The 19,054-nt window shown below is 61.2% G+C and carries 24 protein-coding genes; 9 read left to right on the top strand and 15 right to left on the bottom strand.

Annotation, left to right across the window (positions count from 1 at the left end):
* Position 1 precedes the first annotated feature (1 nt).
* Positions 2-649: a nicotinamidase gene (locus A462_RS10040; protein ID WP_003208124.1), complete on the bottom strand. Its 648-nt coding sequence runs from the start codon at positions 647-649 to the stop codon at positions 2-4.
* Between the two features lie 147 nt (positions 650-796).
* Here A462_RS10040 and A462_RS10045 point away from each other — a divergent pair, with 147 nt between their 5' ends.
* Positions 797-1,504: an NUDIX hydrolase gene (locus A462_RS10045; RefSeq protein WP_008437074.1), complete on the top strand. Its 708-nt coding sequence runs from the start codon at positions 797-799 to the stop codon at positions 1,502-1,504.
* Positions 1,505-1,667: 163 nt separating this feature from the next.
* Here the strand turns inward: A462_RS10045 and A462_RS10050 are convergent, their stop codons facing one another.
* Both A462_RS10050 and A462_RS10055 read right to left on the bottom strand, forming a co-directional pair.
* Positions 1,668-2,441 (bottom strand): L-iditol 2-dehydrogenase, encoded by a 774-nt coding sequence (locus A462_RS10050; RefSeq protein ID WP_008437073.1) that lies wholly within the window; start codon positions 2,439-2,441, stop codon positions 1,668-1,670.
* Between the two features lie 22 nt (positions 2,442-2,463).
* Positions 2,464-3,774: an ABC transporter substrate-binding protein gene (locus A462_RS10055; RefSeq protein WP_008437072.1), complete on the bottom strand. Its 1,311-nt coding sequence runs from the start codon at positions 3,772-3,774 to the stop codon at positions 2,464-2,466.
* Positions 3,775-3,988: 214 nt separating this feature from the next.
* Between A462_RS10055 and A462_RS10060 the strand changes: the two genes are divergently transcribed.
* Positions 3,989-4,936, top strand: coding sequence for a helix-turn-helix domain-containing protein (locus A462_RS10060; protein ID WP_008437071.1), 948 nt, complete (start codon positions 3,989-3,991; stop codon positions 4,934-4,936).
* Here A462_RS10060 and A462_RS10065 read toward each other — a convergent pair.
* Positions 4,906-5,715, bottom strand: coding sequence for an aminoglycoside phosphotransferase family protein (locus A462_RS10065; protein WP_008437070.1), 810 nt, complete (start codon positions 5,713-5,715; stop codon positions 4,906-4,908). The genes A462_RS10060 and A462_RS10065 overlap by 31 nt on opposite strands.
* Positions 5,716-5,939: 224 nt before the next feature.
* Between A462_RS10065 and A462_RS10070 the strand changes: the two genes are divergently transcribed.
* Both A462_RS10070 and A462_RS10075 read left to right on the top strand, forming a co-directional pair.
* Positions 5,940-6,896: a nucleoside-specific channel-forming protein Tsx gene (locus tag A462_RS10070; RefSeq protein WP_032899590.1), complete on the top strand. Its 957-nt coding sequence runs from the start codon at positions 5,940-5,942 to the stop codon at positions 6,894-6,896.
* A 20-nt stretch (positions 6,897-6,916) separates the two neighbouring features.
* Entirely contained in the window at positions 6,917-7,954 is a 1,038-nt protein-coding gene (locus A462_RS10075; RefSeq protein ID WP_008437067.1) for a purine-nucleoside phosphorylase, read from the top strand.
* Positions 7,955-8,064: 110 nt separating this feature from the next.
* Here the strand turns inward: A462_RS10075 and A462_RS10080 are convergent, their stop codons facing one another.
* The 3 genes from A462_RS10080 to A462_RS10085 form a co-directional block, all read right to left on the bottom strand.
* Entirely contained in the window at positions 8,065-9,024 is a 960-nt protein-coding gene (locus tag A462_RS10080; protein WP_008437066.1) for a quinone oxidoreductase family protein, read from the bottom strand.
* Positions 9,025-9,054: 30 nt separating this feature from the next.
* Positions 9,055-9,228, bottom strand: coding sequence for a DUF1427 family protein (locus tag A462_RS33590; protein ID WP_003208108.1), 174 nt, complete (start codon positions 9,226-9,228; stop codon positions 9,055-9,057).
* Between the two features lie 88 nt (positions 9,229-9,316).
* Positions 9,317-10,081: an AraC family transcriptional regulator gene (locus A462_RS10085; protein ID WP_008437064.1), complete on the bottom strand. Its 765-nt coding sequence runs from the start codon at positions 10,079-10,081 to the stop codon at positions 9,317-9,319.
* A gap of 116 nt (positions 10,082-10,197) precedes the next feature.
* Between A462_RS10085 and A462_RS10090 the strand changes: the two genes are divergently transcribed.
* Positions 10,198-10,440 carry a DUF6555 family protein gene (locus A462_RS10090; protein WP_003208104.1) on the top strand — a complete coding sequence of 81 codons (243 nt, stop codon included), beginning with the start codon at positions 10,198-10,200 and terminating at the stop codon, positions 10,438-10,440.
* Positions 10,441-10,557: 117 nt separating this feature from the next.
* On the opposite strand, the gene A462_RS33585 is transcribed toward A462_RS10090, so the two are convergent.
* The 3 genes from A462_RS33585 to A462_RS10100 all read right to left on the bottom strand — a co-directional run bounded on the left by A462_RS33585 (position 10,558) and on the right by A462_RS10100 (position 11,766).
* Complete coding sequence (locus A462_RS33585; RefSeq protein ID WP_008437063.1) at positions 10,558-10,728, bottom strand: metallothionein; 171 nt, start codon at positions 10,726-10,728, stop codon at positions 10,558-10,560.
* Positions 10,729-10,820: 92 nt separating this feature from the next.
* Complete coding sequence (locus A462_RS10095) at positions 10,821-11,276, bottom strand: DMT family transporter (RefSeq protein WP_008437062.1); 456 nt, start codon at positions 11,274-11,276, stop codon at positions 10,821-10,823.
* A 4-nt stretch (positions 11,277-11,280) separates the two neighbouring features.
* Complete coding sequence (locus tag A462_RS10100) at positions 11,281-11,766, bottom strand: DMT family transporter (RefSeq protein WP_008437061.1); 486 nt, start codon at positions 11,764-11,766, stop codon at positions 11,281-11,283.
* A 118-nt stretch (positions 11,767-11,884) separates the two neighbouring features.
* On the opposite strand from A462_RS10100, the gene A462_RS10105 reads away from it, so the two are divergent.
* The 3 genes from A462_RS10105 to A462_RS10110 all read left to right on the top strand — a co-directional run bounded on the left by A462_RS10105 (position 11,885) and on the right by A462_RS10110 (position 13,701).
* Entirely contained in the window at positions 11,885-12,817 is a 933-nt protein-coding gene (locus tag A462_RS10105; RefSeq protein WP_023658922.1) for a LysR family transcriptional regulator, read from the top strand.
* Between the two features lie 138 nt (positions 12,818-12,955).
* Positions 12,956-13,327, top strand: a complete 372-nt coding sequence (locus A462_RS34920; protein WP_008437059.1) for a type II toxin-antitoxin system Phd/YefM family antitoxin — start codon at positions 12,956-12,958, stop codon at positions 13,325-13,327.
* Entirely contained in the window at positions 13,324-13,701 is a 378-nt protein-coding gene (locus tag A462_RS10110) for a type II toxin-antitoxin system VapC family toxin (RefSeq protein WP_003208092.1), read from the top strand. Before A462_RS34920 ends, A462_RS10110 begins: the two co-directional genes overlap by 4 nt.
* Positions 13,702-13,711: 10 nt before the next feature.
* Here the strand turns inward: A462_RS10110 and A462_RS10115 are convergent, their stop codons facing one another.
* Together A462_RS10115 and A462_RS10120 are read right to left on the bottom strand one after the other, a co-directional pair.
* Entirely contained in the window at positions 13,712-15,031 is a 1,320-nt protein-coding gene (locus A462_RS10115) for an Nramp family divalent metal transporter (protein ID WP_008437057.1), read from the bottom strand.
* A 41-nt stretch (positions 15,032-15,072) separates the two neighbouring features.
* Positions 15,073-16,626 (bottom strand): DUF726 domain-containing protein, encoded by a 1,554-nt coding sequence (locus tag A462_RS10120; protein ID WP_008437056.1) that lies wholly within the window; start codon positions 16,624-16,626, stop codon positions 15,073-15,075.
* A 181-nt stretch (positions 16,627-16,807) separates the two neighbouring features.
* Between A462_RS10120 and A462_RS10125 the strand changes: the two genes are divergently transcribed.
* Positions 16,808-17,209, top strand: coding sequence for a RidA family protein (locus A462_RS10125; RefSeq protein WP_003208087.1), 402 nt, complete (start codon positions 16,808-16,810; stop codon positions 17,207-17,209).
* On the opposite strand, the gene A462_RS10130 is transcribed toward A462_RS10125, so the two are convergent.
* The 3 genes from A462_RS10130 to A462_RS33575 all read right to left on the bottom strand — a co-directional run bounded on the left by A462_RS10130 (position 17,199) and on the right by A462_RS33575 (position 18,877).
* On the bottom strand, positions 17,199-18,095 hold the full coding sequence (locus A462_RS10130) for a LysR family transcriptional regulator (RefSeq protein WP_236260825.1): 897 nt from the start codon (positions 18,093-18,095) through the stop codon (positions 17,199-17,201). The two genes, A462_RS10125 and A462_RS10130, sit on opposite strands and share 11 nt — an antisense overlap.
* A gap of 118 nt (positions 18,096-18,213) precedes the next feature.
* Positions 18,214-18,519, bottom strand: coding sequence for an XRE family transcriptional regulator (locus A462_RS10135; protein ID WP_003208085.1), 306 nt, complete (start codon positions 18,517-18,519; stop codon positions 18,214-18,216).
* Entirely contained in the window at positions 18,512-18,877 is a 366-nt protein-coding gene (locus tag A462_RS33575; RefSeq protein ID WP_003208083.1) for a type II toxin-antitoxin system RelE/ParE family toxin, read from the bottom strand. The genes A462_RS10135 and A462_RS33575 overlap by 8 nt, the downstream gene beginning before the upstream one ends.
* Between the last annotated feature and the right edge of the window lie 177 nt (positions 18,878-19,054).

Raw genomic sequence — 19,054 nt, 5'->3', positions numbered from 1 at the left:
CTTAACGCGCGGCCATCGCGGCCAGTTCTTCCCGATTGCGGGTAATTACAACGCCTGCTTGTTGCAAATGGCTGACCGCCTGCACACCGCCCTCCTCGCTGATGCCACGGCATGCCGGCAGGTGCAGGATCACCTCGAAACCGGCCTTGAGCAGTTGCAAGGCGGTGGTCTTGACGCAGTAGTCCAGGGCCAGGCCGCCGACAATCACACGCTGGATGCCCTGGGCATTGAGGTATTCGATAACGCCGGTGGAGAGTTTGTCGTGGAGGTCGTGGTAGCAGGCGCCGTAGGGATGCAGGTCGGGTTCGACGCCCTTCCAGATGAAGTAGTCGTAGTCATAGGGCGTGGGCAATTCGTCCAACAGGGTGAAACCTTCGGTGCCGGGCACACAGTGGGCGACCCAGGTGACATCGGCATGTACCAGCCCGGTGGGTTGCAGCATCTCGCTGTGCTGTTGCACCACCCAGGGCGCGTGCGGGGTATGGGCGTCCTTGCTGCCGACACGGCGCGCGGCGAGGCTGGCCATGTAATTGAGCTCGGCGCCGATCTGGTCACCACCAGCGACCGGCAATTCGTTGGGGCACAGCGGTGTGAAGCTCTTCTGGGCGTCAACGTCGAATGAGGCGATAGCGTTCTTAGAGACGGTCATGGTCGTGTTCTCCTGTGGCCTGGATATAAAAGTACACGTCATGTACTTTCATGGCAAGAAACATTTTGTTATCTATCCTGGATCAAGTACACGACACACCCGTTTGATCCGTTAGACTGTGCCCCACCGCTGCCAACAGGACCCGACATGCCAGACCACGCCCCAACCCTTAGCGCCTACCTGCACACCGTGGACTTGTGCGTGCTGTTCTATTGCCGTGCATCCGGGGAACTGAAGATATTGCTCAACCAGCGCGACGCCGAGCCCTTCGCCGGGCACTGGGCCTTGCCCGGTGTAGTGGTGAATGGCGGCGTGCAAGATCTGAGCCTGCAGGATGCCGTGGAGCGGTTGCGGGCCAGTGACAAGGTTGGGTTGCCGCTGGCCTGGTATGAGCAAGTGGGGACGGTGGGCGATGCGTTTCGCGATCCGCGCTGCTGGTCGTCGTCGACCTATTACCTGGCGATCGTGGCTGATGAGGTGGAGCTGGGGGGGCATCAAAAGTGGTGCTCTGTTGATGCCGTGGCGACTGGCGGGGTCAAGCTGCCCTTCGATCACAACGCGATTGTGGCAGCGGTACAGGAAAGGCTGTTTTCCAAGTCGCTGTACAGCAGCTTGCCGTTGATGTTTTTGGGCAATGAGTTCAGTGCGCCGGAGGCGACTACGATCTTTTCGCTGGTATTGGCGCGGCCGGTGCTGAAGACCAGTATCCGCCAGCGGTTGCTGAAGTTGACCGAGGCCGGTTTTTTGCGGGAGACGGGGCGCAAGAAGCATGGCGAGGGCGGACGGCCGCAGGCGACAGTGGAGAATCTGAAGCCTGGGGCAGTGTACTTCTTTGATCGCAGCTTTGCCGAATAAGACCAAGCCCCCTTCCCAGGACAATGAAGATCAACTTTGGGAGCGGGCTTGCTCGCGAATGCGGAGTGTCAGTCGCCGGCTAGATTGACTGATACACCGCTTTCGCGAGCAAGCCCGCTCCCACAGTTTTTGATCTGCGATGGTTCGAGGAGCTGCGTCCCGCTCAATTCATCCAGTTGCCGCCGTCGACGTTGTAGGTCTGGGCAACCACGTAGTCGGCCTCTTTGGACGCGAGGAAAACCGCCATTCCGGTCAAATCCTCGGCAGTCCCCATCCGCCCAAACGGTACTTCTGCTCCTACGCGCTTTTTCTTCTCGCCCAGCGGCAGCCCTTCGTGCTTGGCAAACATCGCGTCCACCCCGTCCCAATGCTCGCCGTCCACCACTCCCGGCGCGATGGCGTTCACGTTGATGCCCTGTTTGATCAGATTCAGCCCCGCCGATTGCGTGAGGCTGATCACCGCCGCCTTGGTCGCGCAGTACACCGCCACCAGAGGCTCACCCCGGCGCCCGGCCTGGCTGGCCATGTTGATGATCTTGCCGCCATGCCCCTGCTTGATCATCTGCCGGGCCGCCGCCTGCAAGGTGAACAACGTACCGGCGACGTTGATCGAGAACAGCCGGTCGAAGCTCTCGCGGGTGATGTCGGTGATGGGCGCCAGGTCGAACAAGGCGGCGTTGTTGATCAGGATGTCGAGCTTGCCGGCCTGCGCCACCACGGCGGCAATCGCGGCATCGATGGACGCCTGGTCGGTGACATCCATCGCCACCGCGTAGGCTTTCGGGCCCAGCTCCGTGGCGGTGGCCCGCGCCCGCTCCAGGTTGATGTCGGCGATGGCGACGGTCGCGCCTTCGTTGATGTAGGCCTGGGCAAACGCCCGGCCAATGCCCCGCGCGCTGCCGGTGACCAGCGCACTTTTACCTTCCAGTCGATTCATCAATGCAGTGTCCCTGAGGTGATTATTTCGGGTAGCCGGCGCGTTTCATTTCACGCTCGGTGGTGGACTGCGCCTCGGCCAGTGCCTTGTCGACCGTCATGCCGCCGGTGAGCGCTGCCGAAAACAGCTTGCCCACCGAGGTGCCGATGGCCTGGAACTCGGGGATCGTCACGTATTGGATGCCCACGTACGGCACGGGTTTGGCCGACGGGTGCGCGGGGTCGGCGTGTTGCATCATCTGCAAGGTCACCTTGGCGAACGGCGCCGCGGCCAGGTACGCCGCGTTGTAGGTGGACTGGCGCGTGCCCGGCGGTACGTTGGTGATGCCGTCCTTATCCGCTACCAGCTGGATGTATTCCTTGGAGGTGGCCCAGGTGATGAAGGCCTTGGCGGCGTCCTTGTGTTTGGAGGTGGCCGGGATCGCCAGGGACCAGGCGTACAGCCACGACGAACCCTTGTCGGTGACCTCGGTGGGTGCGGCGGCAAAACCCACGCTGTCGGCGACTTTGCTTTGGGTTTTGTCGGTGGTGAACGAGCCGGCAACGCTGGCGTCGACCCAGATCGCGCATTTGCCGCTGTTGAACAGCGCCAGGGTTTCGTTGAAACCGTTGCTGGAGACGCCCGGCGGGCCATAGTTTTTCAGGGTGTTGACGTAGAAGTTCGCCGCCGCCGTCCACTCGGGACTGGTCAGCTCGGGTTTCCATTGTTCGTCGAACCAGCGTGCACCAAAGGCGTTGGCCATGGTGCTCAGCAACGCGATGTTTTCACCCCAGCCGGCCTTGCCCCGCAGGCACATGCCGTATTGGTCCTTGGCGGGCTGGTTGAGCTTGGCGGCGAACTCCCCCAGCTGGGTCCAGGTCGGATGCTCGGGCATCGCCAGGCCGGCCTGCTTGAACAGGTCGGTGCGGTAATAGGTGACGGTGCTTTCGCCATAGAACGGCAACGCGTAGAGGGTGTTGTTCACCGACAGGCCCTGGCGTACCGCGGGGAAGATGTCTTCCACGTCGTAGTCGGCGGGCAGCGGCGTGATCGGTTCCAGCCAGTGCTTGGCGCCCCACAACGGGGTTTCGTAGGTGCCGATGGTCAGTACGTCGAATTGGCCGCCCTGGGTCGCGATGTCGGTGGTGAGGCGTTGGCGCAGGACGTTTTCTTCGAGCACCACCCAATTGAGTTTCACCTCGGGGTGCTGCTCTTCGAACACCTTGGACAGGCGCTGCATGCGGATCATGTCGCTGTTGTTGACCGTGGCGATGGTCACGGTTTCGGCAGCATGTGCGGCCATCGCGAGCGTGAGGCCGGAGAGCAGGAACAGCGCTTTCGGAATCTTGAGCATGGCGGTTTCCACTTATTGTTTTTGTTGTTGACGGCCCGATTACAGCAGCTTGCCCGGAGCCGGACAAACGAATGGCGGATGCCTGGCTGATACTTTTTTAACCGCATCGCCAAGATCAAAAAAGTATCAGTGGCGGGCAAAACCCGGGGTAGCGGCTACTTGGACAAAGGGCGTATTTTGGTGCCATTCCAAAAAGCCCAGAAGGGCCAAGCCCATGCCTGCAAGCCGATCCGCCCTTTTCGAGCAGCGCCCCGCCGAGCTGGAAGTGATTCTGGCCGAGCCCGAGCATGGCTTTCGCTGGTACGAACATGACTATCCGTTCGAGCTCGCCCGCTGGAACCATCACCCCGAATTCGAAATCCACCTGATCCGCCACGGCAGCGGCAAGCTGGTGGCGGGCGACTATATCGGTGCGTTTGGCGCCGGCCATGTCGCACTGATCGGCCCCGACCTGCCCCACGACTGGATCGGCGACCTGGCCCCCGGCGAGTACCTGACGGGGCGCGATGTGGTGTTGCAGTTCGACGGCGCCGCACTGCTGGCCCTGCGCACCACGCTGCCCGAGCTGGGCGACCTGCAAGGCCTGTTTGACCGGGCCCGGCGCGGCCTGGAATTCACCGGTGAAACCGCCCTGAAGGCCGCGCAACTGCTGGAATCCATCGGCCCTGCTCAGGGGATCGCGCGCCTGATTCTGTTCATCCAGTTACTGCATACCTTGGGGCAGGCCCCCTCCGGGGAAGCCCATTGCCTGGCCAGTGCCTGCTACACGCCAAGCCTGGATGCCCGCAGCTCGGAGCGTATCCACAAGGCCTTCGAATACCTGATGACGGAATTGACCGGCGACCTGCGGCTGTCGGTGATCGCCCAACGGCTGGACATGAGCGAGCCAGGCTTCTCGCGGTTCTTCAAGCGCGTCACCGGCCACGGCTTTATCGACCTGATGCGCAAGTTCCGGGTGCAGCGCGCCTGCCGCCTGTTGCTGCAAAGCGAGATGTCAGTGGCCGATATCTGCTTTGAAGTGGGTTACGCCAACCTCTCCAACTTCAACCGGCACTTTCGCATCGAGATGAACCAGACGCCCAGCGAATATCGCCGGGAAACCGCGATGTACCTGTTTAACCGCAATGGCGATCAGGCGCTGCCGTTTACCAAGGCGCATTGAGCCAGGCGTGCCACTTCCAGCTCCCCATCGGCGCGGTGTCTCTGGTCATCCTCCAGAAACCACGCCGCCGACAAACCGGCGTGCGCCACCACCCATTGCAACAGGCGCTGGCGCTCCAGGCCCGCAGCCCCGGCGATGATCTCGACCTGGCGTGTAAATCGCGCCGGATCGGTGCAAGTGGGCAAATCCGGATTGCAGATCAAATTCGCGTAGTCATAGCCACGCTCGCCGGCCACCCGCTTGGGATCAATCGCCAGCCAGCCCCGGGGGCCGAAATCGAGGATGTTGTCGTGGTGCACATCACCGTGCAGCACCACCGGTTCCTGAGGTGACGCCAGCAGGCTGCGCGCCGTGGCGGCACACTCGCGTATCCGCCCGCCTTTACCCTCAGCGGCGAGCCACAGGGAGCGGAACCAGAGCTCCAATGAGTGCAAGCCCGCCGGTGGCGACGGGCGCGGCGCATGCAACAACGCCACGGTGGCGCAGGCAATGCGGCTGGCTTCATCGTCCTGGCCGTTGAGGGCCATGTGCATCAGCGAACCCGGGCCGGTTGCGCGCTCCATCACCACGGCATCGCCGTCATGGAAAAACACGCGGGCGGCGCCCTTGCCGGCCCACCAAGTCATCAATTCGCCGCCGAGCTTTTCCTCGGGCTCGCGGGCGATCTTGAGCATCGCCGGCTGCCCGTCCCAGCGCACCGGCAGCAGGTCGCTGCCGGGGGTGATGATGGCGTCACCCTCGGGTGTCAGGTTCCAGCGTTTCAAATAGTGATCGAACATCGGGCGACTCCCAGTGCGAGGTCCTGCAGGATGCCACACACGCCTTTACCCGGTCCGTTACGTTTCTGACCAAAAGGCCGACTATTTCCCACTTTTCTCAATTCCTTCATGCAATTGACACAAATTGGTACAACCTATGCAAACGTTTGCGGAACGAACTTGGCAACCAGGTTCACCTCAACCCGAAGAATCGGGCCCCAACCGCGTACGAACAGGGATTTTCAATGCAACCCACTTCCAGACGATCCGCGTCGGCTACCCCTTTTGCTGTTTCCCTGCTACTGGCTGCCGTTACGGGAGTACTCAGCGGACCCATTTTGGCGCAGGAAAAACCCACCGATGACTCAGCACAGGGCGAAGCCCTGGCCCCGGAAGCCAGCCCGTCGAAAAAAGGCGTGTACCTGTCGGACTGGTTCAACCAGGACCTGACGGTGATCGGCAGCAAAGACATCAGCTTCGGCCCCAAACCCGCCGATGACGTGTACCTGGAGTACGAATACTTCGGCCGCAAGGGCCCGTTCGAACTGTATGGCTACGTCGACATCCCGAAGATCTTCGGGATCGGCAACAGCAACGACAAAGGCGCGTGGGACCACGGCTCGCCGGTGTTCATGGAGCACGAACCGCGCATCTCCATCGACTACCTGGCCGGTCGCAGCCTGGCCATCGGCCCGTTCAAGGAATGGTATGTGGCGTTTGACTGGATCTACGACCACGGCAGCAACAAGGACAACCGTGCCAACACCTTGTACAGCGGCCTGGGCACCGACATCGAGACCCACTCGCGGGTCAACCTGTCGGCCAACTTCTATGGCCGTTACCAGTGGGAAAACTACGGCGCCAGCAACGAATACTCATGGGACGGCTACCGTGCGCAGATGAAATACATCGTGCCCATCGGCAGCTTCGACAATGGTGCGTCGCTGACCTATATCGGCTTCACCAACTACGATTTCGGCTCGGATCTGCACAAAGACAACCCCGCGCGCACCGCCAACTCCCTGGTTGCAACAAACGTGCTGTTGTATTCGTTCACTCACCTGCGTTTCACCCTGGTAGGCCGTTACTTCCACAACGGCGGCAACTGGGAGGACGGCAGCGAGCTGAACTTTGGCGACGGTAATTTCCGCGCCCGCTCCAACGGCTGGGGTTACTACGCCGGTGTGGGCTATCAATTCTGAGTGTGAACAAGGAGCAGTAGATGAAGACCTTTACCCGCCTTTCAATCGCCATCGGCCTGGCCGCCGGGGCGCTGTTGCCGCATGTCGTGCTGGCTGATGCCCCGGCCCCGATCAAGCCCAAGGTGATGCTGATCACCATGTTCGCCCCCGAAGCGCAGAACTGGATCGACCGCCTGGAACTCAAGCAGGAAGTTCGCGTGCCAGGCTTGTCGGCCGAGTATCCAGTGATCCGCTGCAACACCCAGGACGTGTGCCTGCTGGTGACCGGCATGGGCCAGACCAACGCTGCCGCCTCGACCCTGGCGCTGGCGTTGTCGCCCAAGTTCGACCTGCGCCAGAGCTACTTCCTGATCGCCGGGATCGCCGGGATCAACCCGCACCATGGCACCATCGGCACCGCCGCGTGGGCCCATTACCTGGTGGAATTCGGAACCCAATGGGAACTGGATTCACGGGACGCGCCGAAGGACTGGCCGACCGGCTATATCGGCATCAATACCAAGGGGCCGAACGAGAAGCCGCCGCTGGACTACAAGACCGAAGTGTTCGAGCTCAATCCCAAGCTGCAAGCCAAGGCGTTTGCGCTGTCGCAAAAAGTCGAGCTCAGTGAAAGCAAGGAGTCCACGGCCTGGCGCAAACACTATCCGTACGCGCCTGCCAATCAGCCGCCCCAGGTCACCCGGTGCGACACCCTGGCGGGCAATACCTGGTTCTCCGGGACGCGCCTGAGTGAGCGCGCCGAGGTCTGGACCAAATTGCTGACGGACAATAAAGGCGTGTACTGCACCACCCAGCAGGAAGACAACTCCACCTATGAAGCGTTGCTGCGGGCCAGCCGTGAAGGGTTGGTGGATATCAATCGCCTGGCGGTGGTGCGGGCCGGTTCCGACTTTGATCGGCCGTACCCGGGCTACAGCGAAGTGGACAACCTGCTGAAGTATGCGGACCAGGGCGGATTTGTGCCGGCGCTGGAGAACCTGTATCGCACTGGTAATCCGCTGGTACAAGCGATTCTGAAGAACTGGTCGGCGTGGGAAAAAGGCGTTCCCGAAGCCTGAATAAAGATCAAATGTGGGAGCGGGCTTGCTCGCGAAAGCGGTGGATCAGTGCCGAATGTATTGGCTGACACACCGTATTCGCGAGCAAGCCCGCTCCCACAATAAGCGGGTCAGGGCAGGAAGATAATCTTGTCGGCACTGCCCTGGTTCACTTGCTCAAAGCACTTCACACCGTCGGCCAGCGACACTTCTCGCAAACCGGTCGGCAGCGGCAACAAGTCCTCATCGAAGAACCGCCCGAACTGCTCCAGCATCACCGCGCATTGCTCGCAGTTGTAGAGCAGCGAATTGATCCCCACCACCGAACCACCCTTGCGATACAACGCCAGGGCCGGCAGTTGCACGTGCCCGTCCACCGGCGCGGCGATGATCGCGATACGGCCAAAAGGCGCCAGCGCCGCCACCGCTGCCGGCAACCAGAAGCCGGTGGTGTCAAAGATCACATCGGCGCCCGTACCGAACAGCGCATTAACCTGCCCTCCCAGCGCTTCCGGCTGGCCCAGTAACAGCCCCTCGAAACCCTGCTCGCGCAAGGCCTCGACCTGTTCCGGGCGACGCACTGCCCCGAGCACCTGGGCCCCACGAATCTTCGCCAGGGCCAAAGCCGCGCTGCCTACAGCCCCATTGGCACCAATCACCAGCAAGCGCGTGCCTTTGGTTACACCGCTGCGCTCAAGCGCATCCCACGCCGTGGTGTACGGCACGCCGAGACTGGCGGCCTGGGCAAAGCTCAGGTGGCTGGGCTTGTGCGCCACGCCCTTGGCCGACACGGTGAGGTACTGGGCGTGGGAACCGTCGGCGAAAAAACCCAGGTCGCGACCCGTGCCCCAGACCTCCTGGCCGACCAGTTCCTGCGGGCCTTCCACCACCACCCCGGCAAAGTCCCGCCCGGGAACGCGTGGCAAGGTGGTGTAGGGGAAACGCCCGAGCACGTTCTTCACGTCGCTGGGGTTAAGCCCGGCAGCCTTGATCTGCACCAGGACTTCACCGGCCGCCGGCACCGGCGTGGCGACGTCGACGTAAGCAAGGGCAGCGAGATCGCCGGTGGCGGAAAATTGCAGTGCTTTCATGACCAATATCCATCGAGGTTAAAAAGGGTTTCAGGAGAACCAGGCGCTGACCATTTGCCGGCCCATGGGCCAGAGCTTCTCGCCCATCAGCATGCCCATCAGCCCGATCAGGGCGATGGCAGGAGGCGCAGGCGAGCGAAAGTCCAGGGCACCGTAAATCACGCCGACCAACAGGCCGATGGCCAAGGAAATCAGGTAATTCATGGAACACTCCGCAGCAAGGTTGAGGCGGTCAGTGTAGGGGGCCTGAAACCGAAGCATCGGCCAAGTGCTTCAGGATTTCGGCCAAGCCTCAGACGGGATACTGCGACGGCGCCATCCCCAGCTCACGACGAAACATGTCGCTGAAACTGCTCGGCGAATAACCCAGGGAACGGGCGATCGCGCTGACCGACTGGCCCTGGATCAACTCGGCCACGGCGGTGGCCAACTGCACCTGGCGGCGCCACTCGGCAAAGCCCATGCCCAGGCTGTTCTGGAACAGCCGGGCCAGGGTGCGTACGCTGGCGCCGGCGGCTTCGGCGTGCTGTTCAAAGGGAATGTCCAGGGACGGTGACGCCATCACCGCCTGGCAGGCGCTGGTCAGGCGTCGGTCGGCGCCCACGGGCAAGGCGATACGGATCGGCGAGCGCCGGGCCCGTTGCAGTTCCAGCAGGGCCAGGCCGACCACGGCTTCGTAATAGGCCTGGTCCCCCTTGTCGCCCTGCTCCACCAGCGCCACGATCAGTTCGCGCAGCAGCCCGCCGACCTCGATCACTTGCACCTGGCTGTCCAGGGTCGCTGCCAGCGCCGGGCGCAGGTAAATGTTGCGCATCTGCAAGTCCGACACCACGCGAATCCCATGCTCGACACCCGGCGGCAGCCACACCGCGCGCTGGGGCGGCACCACAAGCGCTTCCTGGGGTGTCTCGACCCACATCACGCCGCTCATGGCATACAGCAACTGGCCCCAATCGTGTTGATGGGGCTCGACATACAACCCACGCGGGTAGGTGCGCGCCAAGGGTTGCACGGGGACGGCGTGATCACTGAGGTCGGGAGGCGCGGCAAGGGCCATGGAAGACACATCGTTCAAGTATGGAGCGCCATGATAAGACGTGACCCGGACAATCCGAGTGAATTTTTACTGCCTGCGCAGGGTCACTTAAAGATACAAGGAGGGTTTACGGATCCATGACTAACGCAAAACTTTTCGTGATCGACTACACGCTGCATGGCCAGCCCAAGTCATTCATCATCCGCCTGGAAAAACTCGACAACGCCGAAGCCTGGCATTGGGCGAGCTGCGACGCCGGCGTAGGCCGCATCGGGCGCTTTGCCCGTGAGCAGGTGAAGAAGACGAGCCAGCCCCAGGCCGAGAAATTCGGCATCGAAAACGTGCAATGGCGCCGCTCGGATGCGCGCCCCAGCGCGTGAAACTGTAGGAGCGAGCTTGCTCGCGAAGGTCGTTAACGATGACGCGGGGCACCTGGTGCCCCGCGTCGCTCTCGGGTGTTTCGCGAGCAAGCTCGCTCCTACAGAAGGCAGCCTGCGTTAGCCGTGCGCCGACTTGGCACACTCGCACCCGGTCGCCGAAGCACAAGGCTCGCCATGGGCATGATGCTCGGCGCAGCCTTGGCAGCAATAGCCCTTGCCATCCTTCATCACCGCGTTTTTCCCCAACTGGCAGTTGCAGTGGGGGCAGGCACATGTTTTCTCTTGCATGGTCAGACTCCTTTTTCGTGGTCGTCCAGGTGCGGCGAACGCCGACACCTCAAGCAATGACTATAGGCAACGATTCAAGGTTCAAAGGCCCGTCAGTCAGCCCGACGAGCGTTGCTGCGGTACATGAACACCAGGGCCAGCGCAAGGCACAGCATCGCCACGATGCGGCTGCCGGACAGTTCGATCGCCGGGTTGCCGAGCCAGCCGAAGTTATCGATCAGCATGCCCATGCCCAACTGCCCGACAATCACCGCCACCGTCGCCACTGCCGTGCCGACAATCGGGACCGCGCCGACCATCACCATCATGTACACCACCCCGAACAACGCCCCGGTCAGTTGCCACTTCGGCACGTCCAGCAGGCTGACCGCGTGGGCGGGCTCAAAGAACAGAATCAGCAACCCGGTACTGATCGCGCCCACGACAAAGGTCAGCAGGCTGCTGCGCAATACGCCCACCGCCTGCCCGAGGCGGCCATTGATGGCGGCCTGCACACTCAATACCGCACCGGCGGCCACTACCAATACCAACAACAGAAACAGGTTCATCGCCTTAACCTCGCGCAATCAGAACAAGTGCCACCACAATCAACGCCAGTGCAATCCAGCGCTCCACGTTGACCCGCTTGCGGGCAGTGCCAAACCAGCCGAAGTGGTCGATCAGCACGCTCTTGCCCACCTGGCCCGACAAGATCGCAATCATGGTCATCGCGATCCCGATATGCGGGGTCGCCAGGGTCAGCACCACCACGTACATCGGCCCCAGGAAGCCACCGATCAATTGCCAGCGCGGCAGGTCGGTCAACGCCGGACCCTTTTGCGGGCCGCTGAACAGCAACAGCAGGAACAGGATCGCCGAGCCGACGCCGAAGATGCTCAAGGTCGCCCACAAGTGGCCGACCTGCACACCCAGCGGGCCCAGCAAGCCGGCCTCCACCGACAAGCCCATGCCGGCGAAGATCACCAGCGGCAATAGCAACAACCGAAGAAACGTCTTGGGCTTGGCCTGAGCCACACCCGCCACTGAAGAAGCCTGCATACATCACCTGCGCGTTAGAGAGAGGAACAATGGCGCGTATTATCCGGTGGCACTGCTGTGCGATAAATGGGAGCATGCCGACAACACCTTTGCGCAATACGCACAGCATGGAGTGATGATGCAGGGTTTGAACGAACTGAGCTTCAAGGCGCTTCGCCTGTTTGTCGCGGTATTGGACTACGGCAGCTTCTCCGAAGTCGCACGCCGCGAAGGCCTGGCGCCCTCCTCCATTTCCCGGCAGGTGCAGTTGATGGAGCAGGCCCTGGGCCAACAGTTGCTGTACCGCCATACCCGTGCGGTCAGCCCTACCGAAGCCGGTCGCCTGCTGGGCCGGCATGCGCGATTGATGCTGGAGCAACTGGAAGCCGCCGGCCAGGCGTTGCAGGAACAGGAAAGCGAACCCAGCGGCCTGGTGCGCATCAATGCGCCGATGGTGTTTGGCCAACGCCACCTCTCGCCGTGGCTTGGGGAGCTGTGTCGGCGTTACCCGAAGCTGCAACTGGATATCCAGCAAACCGACACCTACGTCGACCCGTTGCAAGACGGCACAGACCTGCTGTTTCGCATCGGTGTGCTGAACGATTCCGGCATGCAGGCGCGAATCTTCGCCCCCCAGCGCTTTCGTCTCGCTGCCAGCCCCGGCTATCTGGAGCGTTTCGGTACGCCCCGGCATCCGGACGAACTGGTGAACCACCAGTGCCTGGCCTACAAGGGCGTCACCGGCCAGCAGCGCTGGTTCTTCCGCCGCGACCAGGGCGACTGGACGTCCTACAGCGTCAAGGGCCCGATCACCGGCAACCACGCCGACACCCTGACCCACGCTGCCGAACAAGGCCTGGGGCTGGTGGTGTTCCCGTCATGGTTGATCGGTGAAGGCCTGCGCGCCGGCACGCTGCAGGCGGTGCTCAGCGACTATGAAGTGGCGACGACCCTGGAGCCGCAACAGATTGCTGCGCTGTGGCCGGGTAGCCGGCGGCTGTCGTTGAAGGTGCGGACCGTGATTGATTACTTCGTCGAGTGTTTTGGGGCAGTGCCTTACTGGGACCGTTGAGCAACTGTGGGAAACTATTCGGCCCGCACTGTCGGGAAAAATCCCCCTTCAAGTAAGTCCGATCTGATTTTCCACAACACGGGTCAAAAACCGCTTGCACTCGGGCAGACTTCGAGGAATTCCTTCAGGAGAGACGTCATGGATGCCAGTCATTACTCGTTCGGAAACCTGCAATCGTCCCCGCAAAAATCACCCTCCGCCAGCAGTCGGTTGATCTTTGCCTGCTTACGAAATTTTGGCTATATTTGGCCAAAACCTCGAGAAGACCAAATGATTACCGTACCGTTGGGTGAAGCAAAAAATAATTTATCAAAACTGGTCGATGATGCCGCCGCCGGCCAAATCATCACCATAGCCAAGCATGGGCGGGCGATGGCTCGCCTTGTTCCTGTCGGGAAACCGACAGGCCGGCGAATTGGCGCGATGAAGGGCAAACTGGTGGTGCCGGATGACTTCGATGCGCCATTGCCAGACGACATGCTGGATGCGTTTGAGGGAAACCACCCATGAGAATACTGCTGGATACCCACATCCTGCTTTGGGCCCTGAGCGATGATCCAAAACTGCCAGCGAAGGCCAGAAAGCTGATCGAGAACGCGGCTGAAATTTACGTCAGTGCCGCCACATTCTGGGAGCTGGCGATAAAGGTCGGGCTCGGGAAGCTCAACGTAAACCTGGACGAAATTCGCGAATACTGCCTGGAAAGCGGCTACGTGGAACTGCCCATCACCTCGGAGCACGCCATCGCGGTCAAGGACCTTGAACACCATCACAGGGACCCGTTTGATCGGCTCATCATTGCAACGGCTATCATTGAGCCGATGAAGTTAGTGACAGCCGACCCGATGGTGGCGAAATACACATCATTGGCCGTTTTGACTTAATTCACTTCGCTCAAAACAACCACTGCCCGATCAGCCAGGCATTCGCCCCGCTGATCACCACAAACAAGCTCCAGGCCAGCAGCCGCGTAGGCAAGCTGTTGACGAACGGCCCCATAAGGCGCTTGTCACCCGTCATGCGGATCAGCGGAAACAACGCAAACGGCAACTGCAGGCTCAACACCACCTGGCTGAGGATCAGCAGCTTGCCGATGGCATCATCCCCCATCAGCCACACCCCGAGGAACGCCGGGATCAGCGCCAGGCCACGGGTGATCAGGCGTCGCTGCCAGCAGGGAATGCGCAGGTTGAGGTAGCCTTCCATGATCACTTGCCCGGCAATGGTGCCGGTGAACGTGGAGCTCTGGCCCGAAGCCAACAGCGCAACACCGAACAGCACGCTGGCGAACGCGCCACCCACCAGCGGGTCGAGCAAGTGATAGGCGTCCTGGATTTCCACCACATCAGTGTGGCCGGTCTGGTGGAACGCGGCGGCGGCCAGTATCAGGATTGCCGCGTTGACCAGCAGTGCCAGGGACAGGGAACCGATGGTATCGATACGCGCCAGTTTCACCGCGTCCTGGCGGCTGGCCAGGTCCTTGCCGAACAGCCGGGTTTGCACAATGGAGCTGTGCAGGTAGAGGTTATGGGGCATCACCGTGGCCCCCAGTATGCCAATGGCCAGGTACAACGGTGCGGCATCACTGATGGCGGACAACGACGGGGTGAAACCACGAAACACGTCGGGCCAGTAAGGCTTGATCAGCATCAGCTCGATGAAGAAACACACGCCGATGGTCGCCACCAGTGCCAGCATGATCGCTTCCAGCCGGCGGAAACCTCGATTTTGCAGGGCCAGGATCAGCAAGGTATCGAAGGCCGTGATGACAATCCCGGTGGTCAGTGACACGCCCAGCAACAGGTGAAACGCCAGGGCGCAGCCGAGGACTTCGGCGAGGTCGGTGGCGATGATCGAGATTTCCGCAAGGATCCACTGCACGAACGACGAGCGCCGGCTGTAGCGCTCGCGGCTCAGTTGCGCCAGGTCCTTGCCGGTGGCGATGCCCAGCCGTGAGCACAGGCACTGCACCGCCATCCCCGCCAGGCTCGCCAGCAGCACCACGAACAACAGGTTGTAGCCGTAGCGCGAACCGGCCTCGATGGCCGTTGCCCAGTTGCCCGGGTCCATGTAGCCGATGGAGATCAGCAAGCCAGGGCCGGCAAACATCAGCGCACGTTTGAAAAACGAGGCACGGGGATCAACGACGATGGAGCCGGCGACTTCCGGCGGGCAGAACGGGGCGGTAGCGATTTTGGGCAGGCTGAATTTCACGCGGGGTACCAGGCTTTCACACAAGACGTGAACGCAGCTTATCAGTCAGACGCAACGGTACGCATCACCGTCTCCCGGGGCAGATCAAATGCCTCTACCACCTGGACCACCAGATCCATCTCCTGGTTCAGTGCTTCACGCTCCAGGCGCTCGCGAATCACCCCAATCACCAGCACCGCCAGGGTGGTGATGGAATACGCGGGGCCGGAAAACGCCCGCACGCCGGTCACCAGCAGCATCGCCGCCGCGAGCGCCTGCCCCACCACCGGAATGGCCGTGGCCGCGCCCCGGCGCAGGATAAACCCGGTCAACCCGGCCAGCGCGGTCCCGCTGAGGGCAGTGGTGGCTGAGCGCCCGACATCGAAACGATTGAAAAAACCCTGCTCCTTTTGTGCCGCAGCCTTCAACTCTGCCTCGAACACTTGGCGATCAGCCTGGCTGAGCTTGTCCTTGTATTGCTCGATCAGCCGCTCGGCAACCTGTAACTCCAGATCCGCCAGGGCCACTTTCTCGATCGGTTGATCAAACTTGATACCCACCCGCTGCGCCACGTCCTGGGCGATTTCGCGATAGCTCACGCCATGACCACGGGCCAGGTTCATAAAGGTGTCGCCGCCCATGCGCTGCAACTCGATGGCCAGCTTCAAGGGCTCGCGCACGGTGGCGTCGATAGAGGCACTGCGCTTTTGCGCCATCAGCTCGGCGAAAAACTGCAACTCCTCCGGCCGCGCCTGCACCAGCAGCGGGAACAGCTCGACATCCTCTTCCGCAAAGCGCACTTCGCTGCTGCGTTGATCGGCGCGGATCATGCCCCGGCGTTCCTGCAGCAGGTCGGTGTACTGCACCACCGTCTTCAGTTGCGGCCAATACGCGGCGTGGTCGAACGTGGCCAGGTGCACGTTGGCGACCTTGGCCTTGAGCGCCGGTGTCAGCGGGATCGCATAACGTCCGATGCAGCGCTCGGTGTCCGGCTTGAGCGCCAGCGCCCAATCCTTGCTCGAGTGGCAGTTGATCACCCGACCGCTGAGCGGCGCCGAGACCAGGTCCCAGGGGCTGGAGGTACAAATCGCACCGCCCATCAGCAGCAGGTTGTTCAGCGGCAACTCACGGGCCACCTCAGGGCTGGCCAGCAGGCTCTTGACCAGGATGCGCGCGCCCAGGGAGTGGCCGATCAGGTTGATCTGCCGCACCTTGATCGACTCGCCATGGAGGTAGTTGGCCAATTCGGGCAGCAGGCTTTTGGCGACCTCATCCACCCGCGCCTCGACGCTTTTGTAGTGGTCGAGGAAATAGGCAATCGCCTTGCCCACCCCGATGGTTGCGGCACCCAGGCTACCGCCACCCAGCATCGAGGTAATCACATCCTTGAACGGCGCAAACAGGTTTTCCAGGAAATGCCCTGCCGGCCAGAACAGCATCAGGTTGGTGGAGCCTTCGATGGTTGCCAGTTGCCGGGAGAAACTACCCAGTTGTTGCTGGTTGAAGAACGCCGAATAACCATGCACGTAGAGATTGAGCACATCCCCCTGGGGCTCGCCACACAACACAAACGTGGGCTTGCGGGTGCGGTGCATTTCATCCCACTGGTGTTGCATGTGACGGTGACTCCTGGCGACGACGGAGGGCGATAGTAACAAAGGGCGGGCTACGGGAATGTGAAAAACTGATACTCGGACTATCCATATCGCTGCACAGTGATGACAAAAAACGCGGATTTTGTTCGCAGATTCAGTCCATTAACCTTTGTCGGGTCAACCACTGAAACCGAGGAACACCATGAGCAAGCCCGAGTTTTTCATCACACCCGGTTACGGCGACATTGCACGCGAAACCCTGCATTACACCCAGGCGGTCAAAATCGGCAACCGCGTCGAAACCTCGGGCCAGGGCGGCTGGGATGACGAGTTCCAGATTCCCGAATCCCTCACCGACGAGATCGCCCTGGCCTTTCAAAACCTCGAACGCACCCTGGCGGCAGCCGGCGCCGGCTGGGAGCATGTGGTACACGTCAATTCCTACCACGTGGGAGGTTTCCCGCCGGAGGTGAACGAGCAGATGGTCAAGTGGTACCGCCATTACATGCCCAATCACGCCCCCATCTGGACTGAGCTGGGAGTAGAAGCCCTGGGGCTGCCGGCAATGCGCATTGAAATCCGCGTGACAGCGATTATTGCCTGACGCCGAACCGCTCGATCACCCAGTCGATAAATACCTTCAGCCGGGCGTTCTGATGGCGATTGGGTGGATAGATGATGTGCAACGGCGTGGCGGGCCGGGTCCAGTCTTCGAGTACCGGGACTAAATGGCCTGCCTCTACGTAGTAGTCAACGATGGTCTTGAAATGCTGCCCGACGCCCAGGCCGGCGAGCAGCATTTCCTTGAGGCCGTTGCCTTCGTTGGTGGAAAACGCGCAGTTGCCTACCTCATACCGAGTCGCGCCCTTCTCGAAAATCAACGGCTCCGGCTTACCCGACCCGGCAAAGAAATACCCCGCCTTGAGGTGGTTCTTCTCGAGGTCCTCGGGAGACACGGGCGTACCCATGCGCTCCAGGTAGCCGGGGGCCGCACAAGTGACGTACTCGAGGTCGACAACCTTGCGGGCGATCATCGCCATGTCATCGAGCTTGCCAGCGCGCAGCACGCAATCCACGCCCTCCCCCACGATATTCACGGCGCGGTCGCTGATGCCCAGGGCGATGGTGATCTCAGGGTACTCACGATGAAAATCCACCAGCGCCGGGATCAGCAGGCAATTGGCAAAGGACGCCGGCGCATCCACTTTCAGGTGGCCGCCGGGCTTGAGCTTCTGCCCGCGCAGGGCATTGTCCAGTTCATCGAGTTCCGCCACCAGGCACAGCGCGTGGCTGTAGTACTCCAACCCCTCCGGCGTCGCCGCCAGCGCACGGGTGGTGCGATGCATCAACTTGACGCCAAGGTGCTTCTCCAGGTCCGTGATGAGTTTACTGACGGTGGAACGCGGCAGTGCCAACTGGTCGGACGCGCGGCTGAAGGAGCCGGTTTCGACGACACGGACGAAGGCACGCATGGCGAGAAGTTGGTTCACGTTGATGTCCGATGGGGCGAGAATGGCGAGTATTGTCCATTAAGCTGCACAATGACGACAGGCATTCAGCGAACAAAAAAGCCCGGCGCATGGCCGGGCTTTTGACGGAGCGGATGACTCAGTGGGCAAAGTTCTCGATCTTTACCTGGCCATCAGGAAACGTAGCGACAATCTCCAGTTCTCCTCCCATGGCGCGAATGTAGTTACGCAGCGTGCTGATATACATGTCGGTGCGCCGCTCCATTTTGGACACTGCCGCCTGATTGATATTCAGCGCCTTGGCCAGCGTATCCTGGCTCATCTGTTGCGCCTTGCGCAGTTCATGCAGGGGCATTTCTTTCAGGTGTTGCTGGAAGATGCGCTCTGCATCGGCCCGGGCTTGCGGTGTCATGCGAGCCTGCAGCTCACTGAATTTTTTAGCCATGGTGACGGCCCTCTTTAAGCAGTGTTTCCAAATGTTCGTCATACAACTTCTCAGCCAGCGGGACGTATTCGTCATACCACCGGCCTCGACCGGTTTTATCCCCGCCAATCAGCAACAAGGCACACCGGCGCGGATCAAATGCATACAGAACGCGGTAAGGCCGCCCGGCATGCTGCACCCGCAACTCTCGCAGGCAGCCATGCCTGGAGCCCTTGATGTCACTGCTGTGGGGGAAGCCAAGGCCTGGCCCCAGAAGGCCCAGTAAATCCACACTGGCCGATACTGAGGATTGCTCCTTTGCATCCAGACCGCCCCACCAGATTCCAAACTCGTCCGTGTATTCAACGTCCCAACTCATGCAAATATGCCATCCATGGAATATAAACTCAAGGGCATAACTGTAGGAGTTCCTGGCTTGTACAGGCTTCCGTTTGTCCCGGAAAAGTGTTTGTAGATTATTCCCGCACAATGCTCAGCCCATAAAAAACCACCCTTTCGCGCGGCTGAAGACACGACCATAGCGCCGGCACCACGG

The sequence above is a fragment of the Pseudomonas sp. Ag1 genome (assembly GCF_000278565.1).
Lineage (GTDB): Bacteria > Pseudomonadota > Gammaproteobacteria > Pseudomonadales > Pseudomonadaceae > Aquipseudomonas.
This window is presented reverse-complemented; position numbering and strand designations above follow the sequence as displayed.